The following is a 15,104-nucleotide window of genomic DNA, read 5'->3' on the forward strand; positions in this document are numbered from 1 at the left end:
CGACGACCTCAACGCAATGCCCCTCGAAGAACTCACGGTCATGTGACTCGACGGCCGGCAGCGCTGTCAGTGCGCCGTGACCGAATACGCGGCGAGCGCGCGGTTGCCGCGCGGCTCGGCGATGGCCCGGAGGATGTCGGCCTGGCTCAGGACGAGCTGTCGCACCGGCTCGGGCAGCGCGGCCAGGCGCTCGCCGCTTCCCACCAGGTCGAGGCAGGCTGCGATTTCCCAGTCGCCGTCCTGTAGCTCACGGGTATCGACCGGCTCGCTGCCGTCGGCGGTCCAGCCGGCCTCAGGCAGGAGCCGCAGCAGGCTCTCGCGGGAGAAGGGGGTGCGGACGTTGCCCTGGCCCTGCGATCCCGCGGCTTCGGCCTGTCCCTGGATCAGCACGGCGAGGAGGTGCGCCACCTGGTCGTCGGAGGCAGGCGTCAGGTCCCACTCGGTGAACCACAGCCGCCGTGCCCACGGCCGTACGCGGGCCAGCGTGTCGCGCAGTTGTCCGAGCGAGGTGAAGTACCAGGCGCAATGCGCGAGCACCACATGGTCGAAGGCGCTGTCGGGGAAGTCGACTGCCGGGTCGAGGACGTCGGTGCCGAAGCGGAAGTCGATGCGTGGCCCCAGTGGGCCCGCCGCGAGCCGGGCAGCTGACTCTCCGAGCGTGACCGGCTCCCCATAGGAGGGGGCGGCCACGTCAACGGCCACCACGCGCCCTTCGGGCCCCACCGCCTCGGCGAGGACGGCGGTCATGTCCCCTTGGCCGCAGCCCAGTTCGAGGACGGTTGAGCCGGGTGCGATGTGCCAGCCCGCCACGAGCGCGGCGCGGTGGCGAGTCTGGGACAGCTGGGCGTCCGGGCTGTGATCGGCGGCGGCCATGCCGGCCGCGAGCGAAGGGGCCTTGGCGAGGAGATCGGAGTGCTTCACAGAGTCCTTGATGACATTCGACGGGTCGGTGCGGGCCGAGGGTATGAGACGCGCGGGTAGTGGCGCCTCCGATTTCCCGGGCATCACCGGCATGACGGCGGCCTACGCGGCAGTACGTGTACGACTTGATTGGTGCGGCCAAGAAGCCGTCGGCGGCTGGTCTGGTGCTTCAGACCGCCGAGGACAGCGGCAGAGTGTCGGCCGGCTCCCTGACCGAGGCGGCGCGTGACCTCGGGTTGCCGCCCTTATCGCGCCCTTCTTCCGTCGACAACGTCAGACGGCCGGGCACTTCTCATGCCACCTTGATGACAACCTTCCCCGAGGTGTGACCGTTCTCGACGGTGGCGAGGGCGGTCGGGGCGTCGGAGAGCGGATGGACCGCGGTAATGACGGGTGCGAGGAGTCCGCCGAGGGCCAGCCGGGCCGACCGCTCCAGGCTCTCGCGGTCGACGCGGCGCTCGACGAAACGCCCACCGAGCTCGGAGACAGACACATCACCCACGGCGATGACGTTGCGGGGCTCCTGGGCCAGCGGAGCGACCGTCCGCAGCGAGGAGCCTCCGGCCAGGTCGACGATCCCGTCGAAGCCGTCCGGAACCAGCTCGCGTGCCGCGGCGGCGACATCCTCGGCGGATCACTGTGCTGCCAGGCCCCGCCGGGCGTCGGCTGGGCGTCCAGGACGACGTACTCGATGCCCAGGCGGCGCAGGTGGTAGCCGGCGGCGAGCCCGGCCTGCCGCCGCCGATCACCACCACGTCCGTGCGCGGCGTCATCGGGGCGAGGGCTCCCCGGCGATCTGGTCCTGCTGGGTGTTGGTGAAGATCAGGGCGACCAGACCCAGGCCGGCGACGGCGCCGAGCAGCTGCATGGCGATGAACCCCGCGACCGAGGACGGGGCGATTCCGGCGAAGGTGTCGGTGAACGCGCGGCCGATGGTGACGGCGGGGTTGGCGAAGGAGGTGGAGGAGGTGAACCAGTACGCGGCGCCGATGTAGGAGGCGACCGCGGCGGGGGCGAACCGCAGCCGGTCGGTGTGGGCGAGGCCGAAGATCAGCAGGACCAGGCCGGCGGTGGCCACTACTTCGCCCAGCAGGAGGTTGCCCGCCGACCTCTCGTGCGTGGACCACTTCACCAGCGGCTGCCCGAACATCGCGTCTGCCGCGATGGCGCCCGTGATCGCGCCGGTGATCTGGGCGGGGATGTAGGCGGCGAGGTCGCGGCCGGTGACGCCCGGACCGCCGCGGCGGGCGGTCCACCACTCGGCGAGGCTGACCGCGGGGTTGAAGTGGGCGCCGGAGACCGGGCCGAGGAGAACGATCAGGACGCCGAGGCCGAAGACGGTGGCGGTGGAGTTGGCCAGCAGCTGCAGCGCGACGTCGTCGGTCAGCTCGGTGGCCTGGATGCCGGAGCCGACCACGATCGCGACCAGAGCGGCGGTCCCGACCAGCTCGGCGGCCGCGCGGGCGCGGAGCGGCTTGTGCGGCGGGGTCGCGCCCGGTGCGGGCTGCGGCGCCGGAGCGGCGGCCATGGCGCCGCTCGTGGCGGGTTCGGTGGCGGTCACGGCGGAGTTCTCCTCGGGCAGGGCCGGCAGGACGCGGGAGGTCAGGGGCAGGACCGCTTGAGGTTCGCCTCGGCGGTGGCGCGTGCGGTCCGGGCGAGGCCGGCGAACTGGCCGGCGAGTGCCTCCAGTACGTCCGGGCGCAGGCGGTAGTAGACGAGCCTCCCGCACGGCTCCGTGTCCACGACCCCGGCCTCGCGCAGCACCTTCATGTGGTTGGACAGGTTCGTCTGCTTCGCGCCCGTTTCCTCCACGAGGTGGGTGGTGCACAGCGTCTCCTGCGCGAGGAGAGTCACGATCTTGAGCCGGAGCGGGTCGGCCAGCACCCGGATCAGTTCGGTGTCGACTGACGTCAGCATGCGCTGATACTGTCATATCAGCCCAGGCTGATATCAGCCTGGGCTGAACTGTCTGGCCGATGCGCGGCTTTCGTCCCTCCCGGCGTGCCGACGGTCGCCCGCTCCCGAAGGAAGAGCCGATGTCCGCCACCCCGCTCGCGTCCGTGCTGTTCGTCTGCATCCACAACGCCGGCCGCTCCCAGATGGCGGCCGGGTTCCTGCGCCACCTCGCCGGCGACCGCGTCGAGGTCCGCTCTGCCGGATCGATGCCCGGCGACCGGATCAACCCCTCCGCGGTCGCCGCGATGGCCGAGCTGGGCATCGACATCTCCGGCCAGACCCCCAAGGTCCTCACCCCTGAGGCCGCCCAGGCCTCCGACTACATCATCACCATGGGCTGCGGCGACGCCTGCCCGTACTTCCCCGGCAAGACCTACCTCGACTGGCAGCTCGAAGACCCCGCCGGCCAGGGTGTCGAAGCCGTCCGCCCCATCCGCGACGAGATCAGGACCCTCGTCGAGGGCCTGATCTCCGAGATCGACACCAGCCGGCAGGCATAGCCCACGCCCGCGCGGGCGTGACCGTCGACCGCCTGCCCCACCGGAGACTCCGGCGGGGCAGGCGCGCATGCCGCATCGCGGTACCCCTCTGGCAGACCGCCGCTGGGGGCGGCGTCCAGCCGGCCGAGTACAGCGCATGGGTCGCCTCCGCCCGCGCTCCGGGGACGGGCCATCACACCGTTTCAGCCACCGGACGAACCGCGTCCGCCGTCCAGGTCGAGGGTGGCGACCGCGCCCCCCTCCGGAGCGTTCGCGAAGGACAGCCTGGCGCCGAGGACCTTCGCCTGCCCGAGGGCGATGGTCAGGCCGAGTCCGTGTCCGCGCCCCCGTTCGGGGCTTCCGGTACGGAAGCGCTGTGGGCCTTGGGTGAGCAGCGCGGTGGGGTAGCCGGGGCCCTGGTCCCGTACGAGGATGCGCGCGCCGGTGTCGGTGGCCTCCACGGTGACGTGGACGGGGTCGGCTCCGTGCCGGTGTGCGTTGGTGACGAGGTTGACCACGATGCGTTCCACCCGGCGCGGGTCGGTCTCCAGGATCGGGGTGGCACGGATCGCCACGGCGGTCGGTGTGCCCGTGCGGCGGACGATGTCGGTGACCAGTTCATCCAGCGGCACCGCGTCGGTCCGGGCCTGTTCGGCTCCGGCGTCGAGCCGGGAGATTTCCAGGAGGTCCTCGACCAGCCCGTTCAGGGCCCGGGCCCGGTCCCGGACGAGTTCGGCCGCCTCGTCGCCGTCGGGGAGGAGACCGGCTGCGGTGGACAGCCCCATCAGCGGGGTGCGCAGTTCGTGCGCGACGTCGGCGGTGAAGCGGCGCTCGCCCTCCAGCTTGTGCTGCAGGGCCGCAGCCATCTCGTCCACGGCCGCCGACATCTCGGTGATCTCGTCTCGGGCCCGGCCGCCCGGTCCGATCCGGGCGTCGAGGTCGCCGTCGGCGATGGCCCGGGCCGTGCGGGATCCCCGGCGCAGCCTGCGGTTCATCGGTTCGGTGGCGAGGGCGGCGAGCGGTACGACGACCAGGAGGGCGGCGAGCACGGCTTTGACGATGCTGCGGTCCAGGAGCTGGAGGCCGCGTACCTCGGAGCTCATGTCGGTCCGGGCGACGAGTACCCGGCCGTCGTCGACGGGCATGGCCGCCCACATCCAGTACCAGTTGGGGGGTTTGCGGTCGTTCCAGGTCGCGTACAGAGCGGCCGGGTCCTTGGCGGCCAGCGCCCGGGCGAGCGGTGCGTCGAGCCGCTCCGGGGTGAGGACTTCGACTTCGAGCGGCGCGCTGCCCGTGCGGGTGTACTCGCGCTCCGCGGCCGCCAGGCGCGCGGAGAGGCGTTCGTTCCCGGTGTGTTCACCTCGGTCGGCCATCGCCTGGTGGACGAGGACGCCGATCACGGCGGCCACGGCGCAGCAGGCGGCCGCGGTCAGGGCGGCTATCTTCCAGCGCAGGGCGCGCGGGTTGAGGAGTGTCATGGGTGGGGACGGCCCCTCAGTCGCGGACGAGTTTGTAGCCGAAGCCGCGGACGGTCTCGATCCGCTCGGCTCCGATCTTCTTGCGCAGCCGCAGCACGCACAGGTCCACGACGCGGGTGTCGCCCTCCCAGCCGTAGTCCCACACGTCCCGCAGGAGGCGGCGGCGGTCGAGTACGGTGCCGGGGGCTGCCGCGAACTCCAGCAGCAGCCGCAGCTCGGTTGGGGTCAGCGGTACGGGCTGTCCGCCCCGGTGTACCTCCAGGCCGAGGGTGTTCACGGACAGGTCCCCGAAGACCAGCTCGGCACGGGTCGTCCCGGTGTGCGCGGAGGCGGGGGCGGGGTTCGTCGGTCCGGTCCCGCGCGCCGGAGTCGTCTGCGGTTGGGCGGGGCGGAAGGTGGCGCGGCGCAGCAGCGTCCGGATGCGGGCGACGAGGACGGGGGTGTCGACGGGTTTGACGACGTAGTCGTCGGCGCCCGCCTCCAGTCCGGAGACCACGTCGAGGGCGTCTCCGCGCGCGGACATCATCAGGACCGGGACCAGGCTCTGCTCGCGGATGCGGCGGCACAGGCCGATGCCGTCGAGTTCGGGCAGCATCACGTCCAGGATCAGCAGGTCGTGGCTGCCGGCCCGGAACGCCTCCAGGCCGTCGAGTCCGTTCGCGGCCACCGCGACCTGATAGCCGTACCTTTCCAGGGACAGCTGCACGGCGCGGCGGATGGTGGCGTCGTCCTCGACGACGAGGACGCTGACGGGGTCTGGGACCCGGGGTGCCGGCACGCCACCTACCTGCTCAGAAACGGACATTTGTGTGGTCCATCCTAGTCAGTGGGGTCTGTGGTGCGGTCACAGCCGGAGGGAGGCCGCGACGGGGAGGTGGTCGCTGCCGGTAGCGGGGAGGGTCCACGAGGAGGTCGTGCTCATCCCCTTCACCAGGATCTGGTCGATGCGGACCAGGGGGAACGGAGCGGGCCAGGTGAAGCCGAAGCCGGCGCCCGCCTCGCGCTGTGCGGAGGTCAGCTGGGAGGTCACCGGTCGCAAAGCCGTGTCGTCCGCCGTCCCGTTGAAGTCACCCATCACGACGACCCGGGCCAGCGGCTCCGCCCGTACGGCCGCGGCCAGCTTCCGGGCGGCATCGTTGCGGCGGTCGGTGGTGAATCCGGCGTCGGGGGTCAGGCGTACCGAAGCGAGGTGGGCGGCGAAGACCGCGACGGGGCCGTGGGGGGTCTCGACGGTGGCTCGTACGGCTCGCGTCCACGGCATGATCGGCACCGCTTCCACGCCGTTCAGCGGGTGCTTGCTCCACAGTCTGACGCCGAGGGTGTCGGAGCTGTACGGATAGCCGGCGGCGAGCTCGCGCTCGTAGGCGGGCGTGGCTTTCGAGGACATCTCCTGCAGGGCCAGCACGTCCGCGCCCGATGCGGCGAGGGCTCGCGCGGTCCGCGCCGGATCGGGGTTGTCCTCGTCCACGTTGTGGCTTACCACGGTGAAGTGGCCGCCGCCGGACCGCTCCGACCGCTCGGTTCGCTCGGTTCGCTCGGTTCGCTCGGTTCGCTTGTCGGCGAGGGTCCCGCCGAAAAGGCAGGCCCAGACGGTCGCGGGGGCCAGGACGGCGACGGCGGCGAGCCGGGAGCGGCGTACCGCCGCCGCCACGAGGAGGACGGGGACGCTCAGGCCGGCCCAGGGCAGGAAGGTCTGGACCAGGCTGCCGAGGTTGACGGCCGCGTTCGGGATCCAGGTGTGCAGGGCCATGGTCAGGGCCGCGCACACCGCGCCGGCGGCGATCAGCAGGCCGCGGCCGGTGGGCACGCGTACGCGGCAGCGGATGGCGGACGGAGGCGGAGGCGGGGCAGGCGGCTCCGCTTTCCTGGAGGCCTTGGAACGGTACGGAGTGCTCAGCACGGCATCTGCCTTCCGGTGTCTCGTAAGCCGGTGATCCGGTACCGGCACAGCGTCGGCGAGGCGGGCTTCCAGGGCGTCAGGAGGCCCCTTCGCGGGGCCCGCAGTTGCGTTTCAGCTGGGTATCGGTCATGCGGAGTGCTCCGGTTCAAGCGGCCATCCCCTGCGGCCAAGGAAGCTGCCTGGCCTTAGTCGTTCGCGAACGCCTCCGCCACGGCTTCCAGGTGAGCGGTACTGCAGATGCCTCGGCGGCAACAGCTGCGGCGGGCGAGATCGGGGGGCCAGCGATTGCTTCGAGGTGTCAGTGCTGCCCGGCATAGTGCCGGGCATGATCAACGACTTGGGAAGCATCGACTGGGCGTCCCTCGGCCACGCCTACGGGCCGGCCGGTGATGTTCCGCAATGGCTGCGCGGCATGGCTTCGCCCGATGAAGAGGTCCGGGAGAAGGCGTTCGGCAGCTTCTACGGCGCGGCCCATCATCAGGGGGACGTGTATCCGTGCACGGTGGCCAGTCTGCCGTTTCTGTTCGACATGGCCGACAGCCCTTCCACACCTGATCGGGCGTCGGTGGTCGCGCTGATCGTGAGCATCGGCCGGGAAGCCGTCGATCGGGACGAGGTGGGCGGTGTATGGATCGGCATCGACGGTGAGGAGACCACTGCCTACCAGGACGCCGCGGCGCTGGTGCGCGGGCGTGGCGAGGTGTTCGTCGGCTACGCCTGTGATGCGGACGCGCGAGTGCGTTCGGCCGCGATCGCGGGACTGGGGTTGTTCCTGGACGACGCCGAGCGGGCGGTAGGGGTCCTTCGGGACCGGCTCGACGCCGGGGGCGGTGTCATGGAGCGGCTGCTGGTGATCAGGACGATGGGCGATCTGGCGCTGCGGCTCCCGGCGGCTCGGGAACCAGCGCGGGCATGGTTCGATCTCCTCGCCGACGGCTTGGCGGTGGATGCCGATGTCCGTCTTGCGGCGCTCGTGCAGCGGGCACGCTGCGTCCCCGAGTCCATCGACGCCACCACGGTGCCCACCGCGATCGGGCTCCTCCGACGGATCACGCCGAGGTCCCTGCCCGAGGAGAGCGGGGAAGCAGACGTGAGCCCGGGGTCGACGACGGGGCCGTGCACGTGTGCTCCCGAGGCCGGGCCGGGCCCTGGTGTTCCCGGGCACGTTGCGGCAGCCTTCGCCGACCTCGAACGCCGCGGCCGGGTCCACGCGTCGACCACGTCCCTGCTGGTGACCTTCCACGAGGTCCTCGACGCGCGTGTCGAGGACCGGGCCGCTCTGCTCTGCGAGCAGCTGCGCAGCCCGGATGCGGCCACCCGGTACGACGCGATCGACATGGCACGCAAGCTGATCACCTCCTGGCGGGGAGACCACACTCCTCTGGTGCGGCTCCTCGCCGAGTGCCTGCTGCCGCGCGACTCCTACACGTCGGCGGCTGCGGCCGAGGCGCTCGGGGCCTTGGGCCGGCTTGCCGAACCGGCCCGGGAAGCCCTCGCCGACTACGTCACCACCCACCGCATCACACAACGACCGGATGCCTGGGCCAGCCCCCACGCCGAACTGCGCCGCGCCCACCAGCAGGCGGTCCTGGCACTCGCCGAACTCGGCGACGAGCGAGCCCTGCCCGGGCTGCTGACCGCACTGGACACCGGCATCGACGCCTGGCGCGCCGTGAACGCGGCCCGCCTGATGCCCCAGGCCGCCGCGGAACTCACGCCCCGGCTCATCCGCCTCCTCGCCGGAATCGACCCCTCCCGCGAATGGCCCGACGTCAGTCCCACCTCTCTCGCTTCTGCGCTCGCCGCACTCGGCGACCCGGCCGCCGTGCCCGCGCTCATCGGCGCCGTCAATGCCGCCGTCCAGCGGGGGCAGTGGCACACGGCCGCACCCGTCGTGAAGGCGCTCGCATCGTTCGGCCCCCGCGCCGTCACCGCCCTGGAGACCGTCCGCCCCCTCGCCGAGGTGGAGGATCAGGGAACTCGTACGGCCGCGACCAGTGCCGTCTGGGAACTTGAGCGCCGTCCCGAGCAGGTCGTTCCGCTGCTGCAACGCCTCCTCGACGACAAGCGGAACTCCGACGCGGTCAACCTTGCCGGCCGGATCGGGCCTCCCGCCGCGGCCGTGCTGCCGCGCCTGCGCCAGATGCTGAACGACCAACTCGAACAGAACGCGCGAAACGAGCAGGACGGTTCCGCCGTGCTGAACGACTCCTGGACCCTGGTCCATGTGGCGTCAGCGCTCTGGGACATCGGCGGGGAGGACGAAGCCCCCGCCGTCGTCCCGGCGCTGCTGGCCGCCTGGAAGGACAACGACTCCACCGCACGCCATGCCGTCGCCTGCCTCAACCGCATGGGCCGGGCAGCGCACCCCGCCCTCCCCCAGGTCCGCTCCGCGCTCGTACAGCCCCGCCGTGGGGGAAGCCCCTGGGGATGGAGCATCGCCGTCGACCTGGAGATCCAGCGCACCTGCCGTTCCATCCTGACGCGTGCGCAAGCCCCCGGGCCGTCTCCTGACCGGAATGAGGCCGCCCCGTGAGGTCTGGCCTGACGCGGTCGGCCCCGGGGGCCACCGGCCGGGTACTCGACGGGCCGGCTGGTCCTCGGGAACTTGAGTACACGTACTCATGCGGTCGGGGGCCGCTTGCCGCAGGCTGTGATCATGAACCAGCGCCAGTGGAAACCTGCCGGCCACCGTCGCGGTGTGGAGCGTGTGGCCATGGCTGTCTTGGCGGTGGCTGCCGTGTTGCTCGCTGCGGGTGCGATCACCTTCACCTTCATGATCGTGGTCTACGCCCTCGCCTGAGGCGGTACGGGCAAATCCTCGCCGTTTCGTCGGCGGTTCGGCGTGCAACGGGATGCGCCACCGCATGGCGTACCAGCACCTTGCGGCAAGTACGTCGACGCGGGTCGTGGCGTACGGCGGGGCCATGGTCGTCGCGGCCGGGGTCTGGGCGGGCATGGCAGTGCCGGCGGCCGCCGCCGACAGCGACCTGCCGGAGTAGTCGCGAAGACACGAGCCTGGGAGATGTGGAAGGTGGCGGACGGCGCCGGCATCACGGGGGCCGCCATCGACAGCGGCGTCAAAGATCTTCCGGAGCTGGAGGGAAGGGTCCCTCCGGGCGTCTCGGTCATGGAGCCGCCGCCGGTCAGCCGCCCGGATGAGAAGTGTCCGCCGCACGTTTTCCATGGGCACGGGACCACCATGACCGCAGCGATCGTCGGTGACGGCTGCGGGGCCCGCAGGGCCTGGCTCATCCCGAACGCCAGGGTCATGCCCGTCCGTCCCAGCATCGGCACGCCCATGGCGTTCGGTGCGATCGGTGAAGCCGCCGGCACTCGGGTGCCGCTGTGGCCGTGCCGGCCGGCGGTACGCGCTGCTCGATGAGCAAAAACTGCGGGTGCTGCCGCCGGTAGGGTGGCGGCAATGCGAATGAAGATCATCACGGCGCTCGGTGCCGTGTGCCTGCTGGCCACCGGATGCGGCGGCGGTACCGGCACCGGCGCGAAGCAGGAACCGATAGGTCCGCTGCTGCCGCAGAAGCTGACGAAGCCGGAGATGGGAAGCCTCGAACCGACGGCCTCGCCGGCCGCCGACGCCGCCTTCGCCGAGAACGTGATCTACGAATTGCAGCGCAAGACCCTCACGATGGCCAACGCCACCGGTGCGCTCACCGGCGAGTGCCCGAAGGACATGGAGTCCAAGCCGGGTACGACGGTCACGTGCACCGTCACCTATGAAGGCGTGCAAGTCGCCTGGAACGTGACCATCGGCGAGAAGGGCTGGTCCCAGAACGTCGTGGAGTACACGGCCTTCCCCGCCCAGGGCCTGGTGACCCGCGACGGCGTCGCACGCCTCATGTTCGGCAACGACTCCACCCTCGACTACGCCTTGTGCAACGACATCCCCAAGGCCGTACTCGTTCCCTTCGGCAAGACCGAGTACAAGTGCGAGAAGGTCTCGCAGGGCAAGGAACCGGTCGGCTACAACCAGACCGTTCACATCACCACCACCGGTCTCATGGTCCACTGACCACACGGCGTCGCCCGATTGCTCAGTAGCCCGCTCAGCAGAGCTGACCCACTCCCCCATGTCATCGGCCTCCTCCGCGCCGACAGCCGACAGCCGACAGTCATCGCCTGCTCAGCTGTCCGGCTCGGTGGCTGAACGGTCAGCGCCCCGTGTGCGCAGCCATGTGGGCCGTCGCGGGGTGAGGCGCCGGCCCGTACGGTTCCGTCACGCGGTTATGGGTCGCTTCACGCACTCCGGCGCACCACCGCACGCATTTCTTCGCTGGCTCACCCGGGCGGGGTGGACGGGGGTGGTGTCAACGTCGCGACTCCCCCGCGTCGCCGAGAACTTCGCCCCCGTCCACGGGTCCGGGCGGGGCTGCGGTGAGATGCCCGGCGACCTGCCGTGCCGTGGCTGTGTCCGGGCGCAGTGGAGCCGTCCGACCGGCGGCGCGAGCGCCCCAACTGCCCCCGTGCTGCGCACGGTCGGCGGTGGTCTCGTCGACCGGTCGGTGAACACGAGGCGGAAGTAGATCGGCGCGACGAGGGTCTCACACCGCCTGACCCTGAACCCTGGCCGTCGAGGCGCAGTTCGGCGCGGCGCCGGGCGCGAGCACCCGCAAGGACCTGCCGCCCTGTCACCCGGCTTTTCGTACGGGGCCGGCGGAGGACCTGCGGCGGCCATACGGCCGGTGATCGCGCGAGTTCTGAGACACCCTTCTCTTCACACATCTCTGCATCAAGCCAGCCTTAAGGGATCGTTAAGCCGAAGGCCGCAAGGAGAAAACCGCAGTTCAGGGGCGTGCGAGGGGTGGCGTCTGACGTTGCCATGACGGTTACCCCTCCGTAATACTCGCTGTCTCGGGTGACATTGCGTCACGCTTGAGAGCGCTCTCGAACCCACCCGTCGTTCTTCACGGCTCGCCCGGCCTGGTCCCGGTCCCCCCTCCTCCGTCCAGACAAGGAAGCATGCCCATGGCTGCTGCTCATCGCGCACGTCGCCGCTCTCTCGGCGGAGTGGTGCTCCTCGTGACCGCCGCCCTGGTCGCGGCGGTGCTCATGTCCTTCACGCGTTCGGTCGCCCCGCCCGCCGGTGCCGCGACCGCCGGCGCCTCGGTTGTCGCGCAGACCTGGTCCGACGAGTTCGACGGCCCGGCCGGCCGCGCTCCTGACGCCGCCAAGTGGACGCTTGAGACCGGCGGTTCGGGCTTCGGCAACCACGAGCTGCAGTACTACACCAACAGCACCTCGAACGCCGCGCTGGACGGCCAGGGCAACCTCGTCATCACCGCGCGGAAGAACACCGACGCCGGCCTCGGCTGCTGGTACGGGCAGTGCCAGTACACCTCGGCCCGGCTGAACACCGCCAAGACCTTCACCCAGGCGTACGGGCGCTTCGAGGCCCGCATCAAGATCCCGCGCGGTCAGGGCATCTGGCCCGCCTTCTGGATGCTCGGCAACGACCTCGGCAGCGTGGGCTGGCCGGGCAGCGGCGAGATCGACATCATGGAGAACATCGGCCGCGAACCCAACACCGTGCACGGCACGGTGCACGGCCCCGGCTACTCCGGAGCGGGCGGCATCGGCGCCGCGTACAACCTGCCCGGTGGCCGTGCCTTCGCCGACGACTTCCACGTGTTCGCCGTCGACTGGAGCCCCAACTCCCTCGTCTGGTCGGTGGACGGCACCACGTACAAGACGCTCACGCCGGCCGGCATCGGCGGCAACAAGTGGGTCTTCGACCACCCGTTCTTCGTCATCCTCAACCTGGCGGTCGGTGGGGACTGGCCCGGCAGCCCGGACGCCTCCACGTCCTTTCCGCAGACGATGACCGTCGACTACGTCCGTGCCTCCTCCGCCGACGCCCCCGCCGCACGCCCGATCCGTGGCATCGGCGGCATGTGCGTCGACGTCGCCGGCGGCTCCGACGCCGACCGCACCCCCATCCAGCTGCACGACTGCACCGGCAGTCCGGCCCAGCAGTGGACCATCGGGGGTGACGGCACCGTCCGCGCCCTCGGCAAGTGCCTGGACGTCGCGGGCGGCTCCACCGCCGACGGGGCCGTCGTCCAGCTCTACACCTGCAACGGCACCAACGCCCAGAAGTGGACGTACACCGCCGCCCGTGACCTCACCAACACCGGTGCGGGCAAGTGCCTGGACGCCAAGGGCAACTCCTCCGCCGACGGAACCCGGTTGCAGACCTGGACCTGCACCGGCGGCGCCAACCAGAAGTGGACGGTCGGCTGACCCACCGGCCCCGCCCCGCTCCCTTCTCCCACCTTCTCCCCCCTTCTCCCCCGCCCCTGCGTCCGGCCGCTCCCCCGCCCGACCTCACGAAGAACGGACCCCCACCGTGACGGCTCGCCACCAACGCACCATGTCCCGCAGAAAGCTCCTCGCCGTGACGGGGGGCCTGGCCCTGGCCGTACCCGCCGCGGCAGCCTGGCTGGAGATGGGCGCCAACGCGACCACCGCCGCCACGCTCCCCCTGGACCTGGTGAACACCACCGGCAGCAACACGGTGTACGCCTATGTGCTCGGCCGGGACCCCGCGGCCGGCGGCGCCTGGGCCTTCATCCAGGCCAACGGCTCCAGCCTGTACCACCCGCCGGCTCCGGCCAACGACCAGACCCCGCTCGGGGTCGACTGTGCCATCGAGCTGAACGCGTCCGGCGCCGGAGCGCGGAGGGTGACGCTGCCGCGCCTGGACAGCGGCCGTATCTACTTCTCCGTCGGCGCGAAGCTGACCTTCCTGGTGAACCGCGGCGGCGGTCTGGCCCTGCCGTCGGTGAGCAACCCCACCGACCCCAACGCGAACGTCGCTCACGACTTCTGCGAATTCACCTTCAACAGCGACCAGTTGTACGCCAACATCACGTTCGTCGACATGGTCTCGCTGCCGATCGCCTTCCAACTGGAGACCGGCCAGGGCACCCAGACGGTGCGCGGGCTGCCCGCCGACGGACTGTCCCGGGTCGCCGCCGCGCTGCGGGCCCAGTCCGCCGCCGACGGCAGCGACTGGAGCCGGCTGATCGTGACCGCGGGCGGCCGCGACGTGCGCGTACTCAGCCCCAATCTGGCGATCCGCGGCAACAACGCCTTGTTCCGCGGTTACTTCGACAGCTACGTGGACGAGGTGTGGAACAAGTACCGCTCCACCGACCTGCGTGTCGACACCCAGTTCACCTGGGGGACCGTCACCGGCCGGGTGAACGGCGATGTCCTCGCCTTCCCCGGAGTCGGCGGCTTCGCCAAGCCGTCCACCCTTTCGATCTTCTCCTGCAGCGACGCGCCCTTCACCACGGGCAACGACCTGATGGGCAATCTCAGCGCACGGCTCGCCGCCGCCTTCAACCGCACCACCCTGCTGGACAACCCCCACCAGCCGACCGGCGAGAATCCCGCCGCCTTCTACACCCGGCCGCGCACCAACCACTACTCCCGCATCCTGCACGACACCACCCCCGACCATCTCGGGTACGCCTTCCCGTACGACGACGTGCACCCCGCCGGAGTCGACTTCGAGGGCAAGGTGCAGTCCGGCTCCCCCGGCCGCTGGACCATCACGGTCGGCGGTGTGGCCGGCGGCGGCACACCGGCCCCGACGCCGACCGCCACCGGTCCGGGCGGCGGGGTCGGCGCCTTCACCACCATCCAGGCCGAAGCGTTCAGTGCCCAGTCCGGAGCACAGGTCGAGTCCTGCTCCGACAGCGGCGGCGGGTCCGCCGTCGGCCATCTGTCCAACGGCGACTGGCTCAAGTTCTCGGCCGTCGCCTTCGGCTCCACCGGCGCCACCCGCTTCGACGCCCGCGTCGCCTCGGGGGCCGCCGGCGGAGTCAGCGGCCTGGTCCAGGTCCGCCTCGGCAGCCCCACGGCCACCCCGGTCGGCAGCTTCGCCGTCGCCAACACCGGCGGCTGGCAGGCCTGGCGCACCGTCCCGGCCGACATCCGCCGCACCACCGGAACCCACGACGTCTATCTGACCTTCGACAGCGGCCAGTCCTCCGACTTCGTCAACGTCAACTGGTTCTCCTTCGCCTAGCCGGGGTGCTCATGTGCGGGTGCCGGTCGGCCCGGGCTTGCCGGCGGGGGGCAGAAGGAGACGTCGGAGTAGTCGATGTCGGTGAACTCGACCCGGAGTTGGTCGGCTCCGGCGCGCCGCCGCCGACTGGCCCGTCGGCGCGGAGCACGCCCCGGCGGTCGGCAGGCTGCGGAGACTGCACAGGCTGCACAGATCGAACAGCCCGGCGTCCGCCGGCTCAGCCCCGGGCTGATGTCCGGGGTGCCGCCCTCGCTGGTGCACCAGGGGGCGGGCGCCCATGTCGTCGCCTGTCCGGCCCGTGCGGTGTTCGAGGCCGT

The 15,104-nt window shown here is 71.3% G+C and carries 14 protein-coding genes and 1 pseudogene; 7 read left to right on the plus strand and 8 right to left on the minus strand.

Going from position 1 to position 15,104, the window contains the following annotated elements; translation table 11 throughout:
* Positions 1-66: 66 nt before the first annotated feature.
* The 5 genes and pseudogenes from BSL84_RS00495 to BSL84_RS00510 all read right to left on the minus strand — a co-directional run bounded on the left by BSL84_RS00495 (position 67) and on the right by BSL84_RS00510 (position 2,838).
* On the minus strand, positions 67-873 hold the full coding sequence (locus BSL84_RS00495) for a class I SAM-dependent methyltransferase (RefSeq protein WP_045322119.1): 807 nt from the start codon (positions 871-873) through the stop codon (positions 67-69).
* Positions 874-1,213: 340 nt separating this feature from the next.
* On the minus strand, positions 1,214-1,522 hold the full coding sequence (locus tag BSL84_RS00500; protein WP_324610025.1) for a zinc-binding dehydrogenase: 309 nt from the start codon (positions 1,520-1,522) through the stop codon (positions 1,214-1,216).
* Positions 1,523-1,557: 35 nt separating this feature from the next.
* Positions 1,558-1,694, minus strand: a pseudogene (locus tag BSL84_RS35190) (FAD-dependent oxidoreductase); the annotation flags it as partial.
* Complete coding sequence (locus tag BSL84_RS00505) at positions 1,691-2,482, minus strand: aquaporin (RefSeq protein WP_075969528.1); 792 nt, start codon at positions 2,480-2,482, stop codon at positions 1,691-1,693. The pseudogene BSL84_RS35190 and the gene BSL84_RS00505, both read right to left, overlap by 4 nt.
* Before the next feature lie 41 nt (positions 2,483-2,523).
* The gene (locus BSL84_RS00510) at positions 2,524-2,838 is read right to left on the minus strand and encodes an ArsR/SmtB family transcription factor (RefSeq protein ID WP_030035776.1); all 315 of its coding nucleotides are present in this window, start codon (positions 2,836-2,838) and stop codon (positions 2,524-2,526) included.
* Between the two features lie 119 nt (positions 2,839-2,957).
* On the opposite strand from BSL84_RS00510, the gene BSL84_RS00515 reads away from it, so the two are divergent.
* Positions 2,958-3,377 carry an arsenate reductase ArsC gene (locus tag BSL84_RS00515; RefSeq protein WP_075969529.1) on the plus strand — a complete coding sequence of 140 codons (420 nt, stop codon included), beginning with the start codon at positions 2,958-2,960 and terminating at the stop codon, positions 3,375-3,377.
* A gap of 182 nt (positions 3,378-3,559) precedes the next feature.
* Here the strand turns inward: BSL84_RS00515 and BSL84_RS00520 are convergent, their stop codons facing one another.
* The 3 genes from BSL84_RS00520 to BSL84_RS00530 are packed head-to-tail and all read right to left on the minus strand — an operon-like array spanning position 3,560 to position 6,584.
* Positions 3,560-4,834, minus strand: a complete 1,275-nt coding sequence (locus tag BSL84_RS00520; protein ID WP_075969530.1) for a sensor histidine kinase — start codon at positions 4,832-4,834, stop codon at positions 3,560-3,562.
* Positions 4,835-4,850: 16 nt separating this feature from the next.
* The gene (gene cseB / locus BSL84_RS00525; RefSeq protein WP_030035770.1) at positions 4,851-5,639 is read right to left on the minus strand and encodes a two-component system response regulator CseB; all 789 of its coding nucleotides are present in this window, start codon (positions 5,637-5,639) and stop codon (positions 4,851-4,853) included.
* A 39-nt stretch (positions 5,640-5,678) separates the two neighbouring features.
* A complete protein-coding gene (locus BSL84_RS00530) occupies positions 5,679-6,584 on the minus strand; it encodes an endonuclease/exonuclease/phosphatase family protein (protein WP_045322121.1) in 906 nt (301 codons plus the stop codon).
* Positions 6,585-7,059: 475 nt separating this feature from the next.
* Here BSL84_RS00530 and BSL84_RS00535 point away from each other — a divergent pair, with 475 nt between their 5' ends.
* The 6 genes from BSL84_RS00535 to BSL84_RS00555 all read left to right on the plus strand — a co-directional run bounded on the left by BSL84_RS00535 (position 7,060) and on the right by BSL84_RS00555 (position 14,787).
* Complete coding sequence (locus tag BSL84_RS00535) at positions 7,060-9,270, plus strand: hypothetical protein (protein WP_075969531.1); 2,211 nt, start codon at positions 7,060-7,062, stop codon at positions 9,268-9,270.
* 123 nt (positions 9,271-9,393) lie between these two features.
* Positions 9,394-9,537 carry a hypothetical protein gene (locus BSL84_RS35915; RefSeq protein ID WP_159393491.1) on the plus strand — a complete coding sequence of 48 codons (144 nt, stop codon included), beginning with the start codon at positions 9,394-9,396 and terminating at the stop codon, positions 9,535-9,537.
* A 64-nt stretch (positions 9,538-9,601) separates the two neighbouring features.
* On the plus strand, positions 9,602-9,736 hold the full coding sequence (locus BSL84_RS37400; RefSeq protein ID WP_267894033.1) for a hypothetical protein: 135 nt from the start codon (positions 9,602-9,604) through the stop codon (positions 9,734-9,736).
* Between the two features lie 422 nt (positions 9,737-10,158).
* Entirely contained in the window at positions 10,159-10,764 is a 606-nt protein-coding gene (locus tag BSL84_RS00545) for a hypothetical protein (protein ID WP_075969533.1), read from the plus strand.
* A gap of 953 nt (positions 10,765-11,717) precedes the next feature.
* The gene (locus BSL84_RS00550) at positions 11,718-12,992 is read left to right on the plus strand and encodes a glycoside hydrolase family 16 protein (RefSeq protein WP_075969534.1); all 1,275 of its coding nucleotides are present in this window, start codon (positions 11,718-11,720) and stop codon (positions 12,990-12,992) included.
* 130 nt (positions 12,993-13,122) lie between these two features.
* The gene (locus tag BSL84_RS00555; RefSeq protein ID WP_075969535.1) at positions 13,123-14,787 is read left to right on the plus strand and encodes a glycoside hydrolase family 64 protein; all 1,665 of its coding nucleotides are present in this window, start codon (positions 13,123-13,125) and stop codon (positions 14,785-14,787) included.
* The last annotated feature ends 317 nt before the right edge of the window (positions 14,788-15,104 follow it).

This window comes from Streptomyces sp. TN58 (genome assembly GCF_001941845.1).
In the GTDB taxonomy this organism is placed as follows: Bacteria; Actinomycetota; Actinomycetes; order Streptomycetales; family Streptomycetaceae; genus Streptomyces.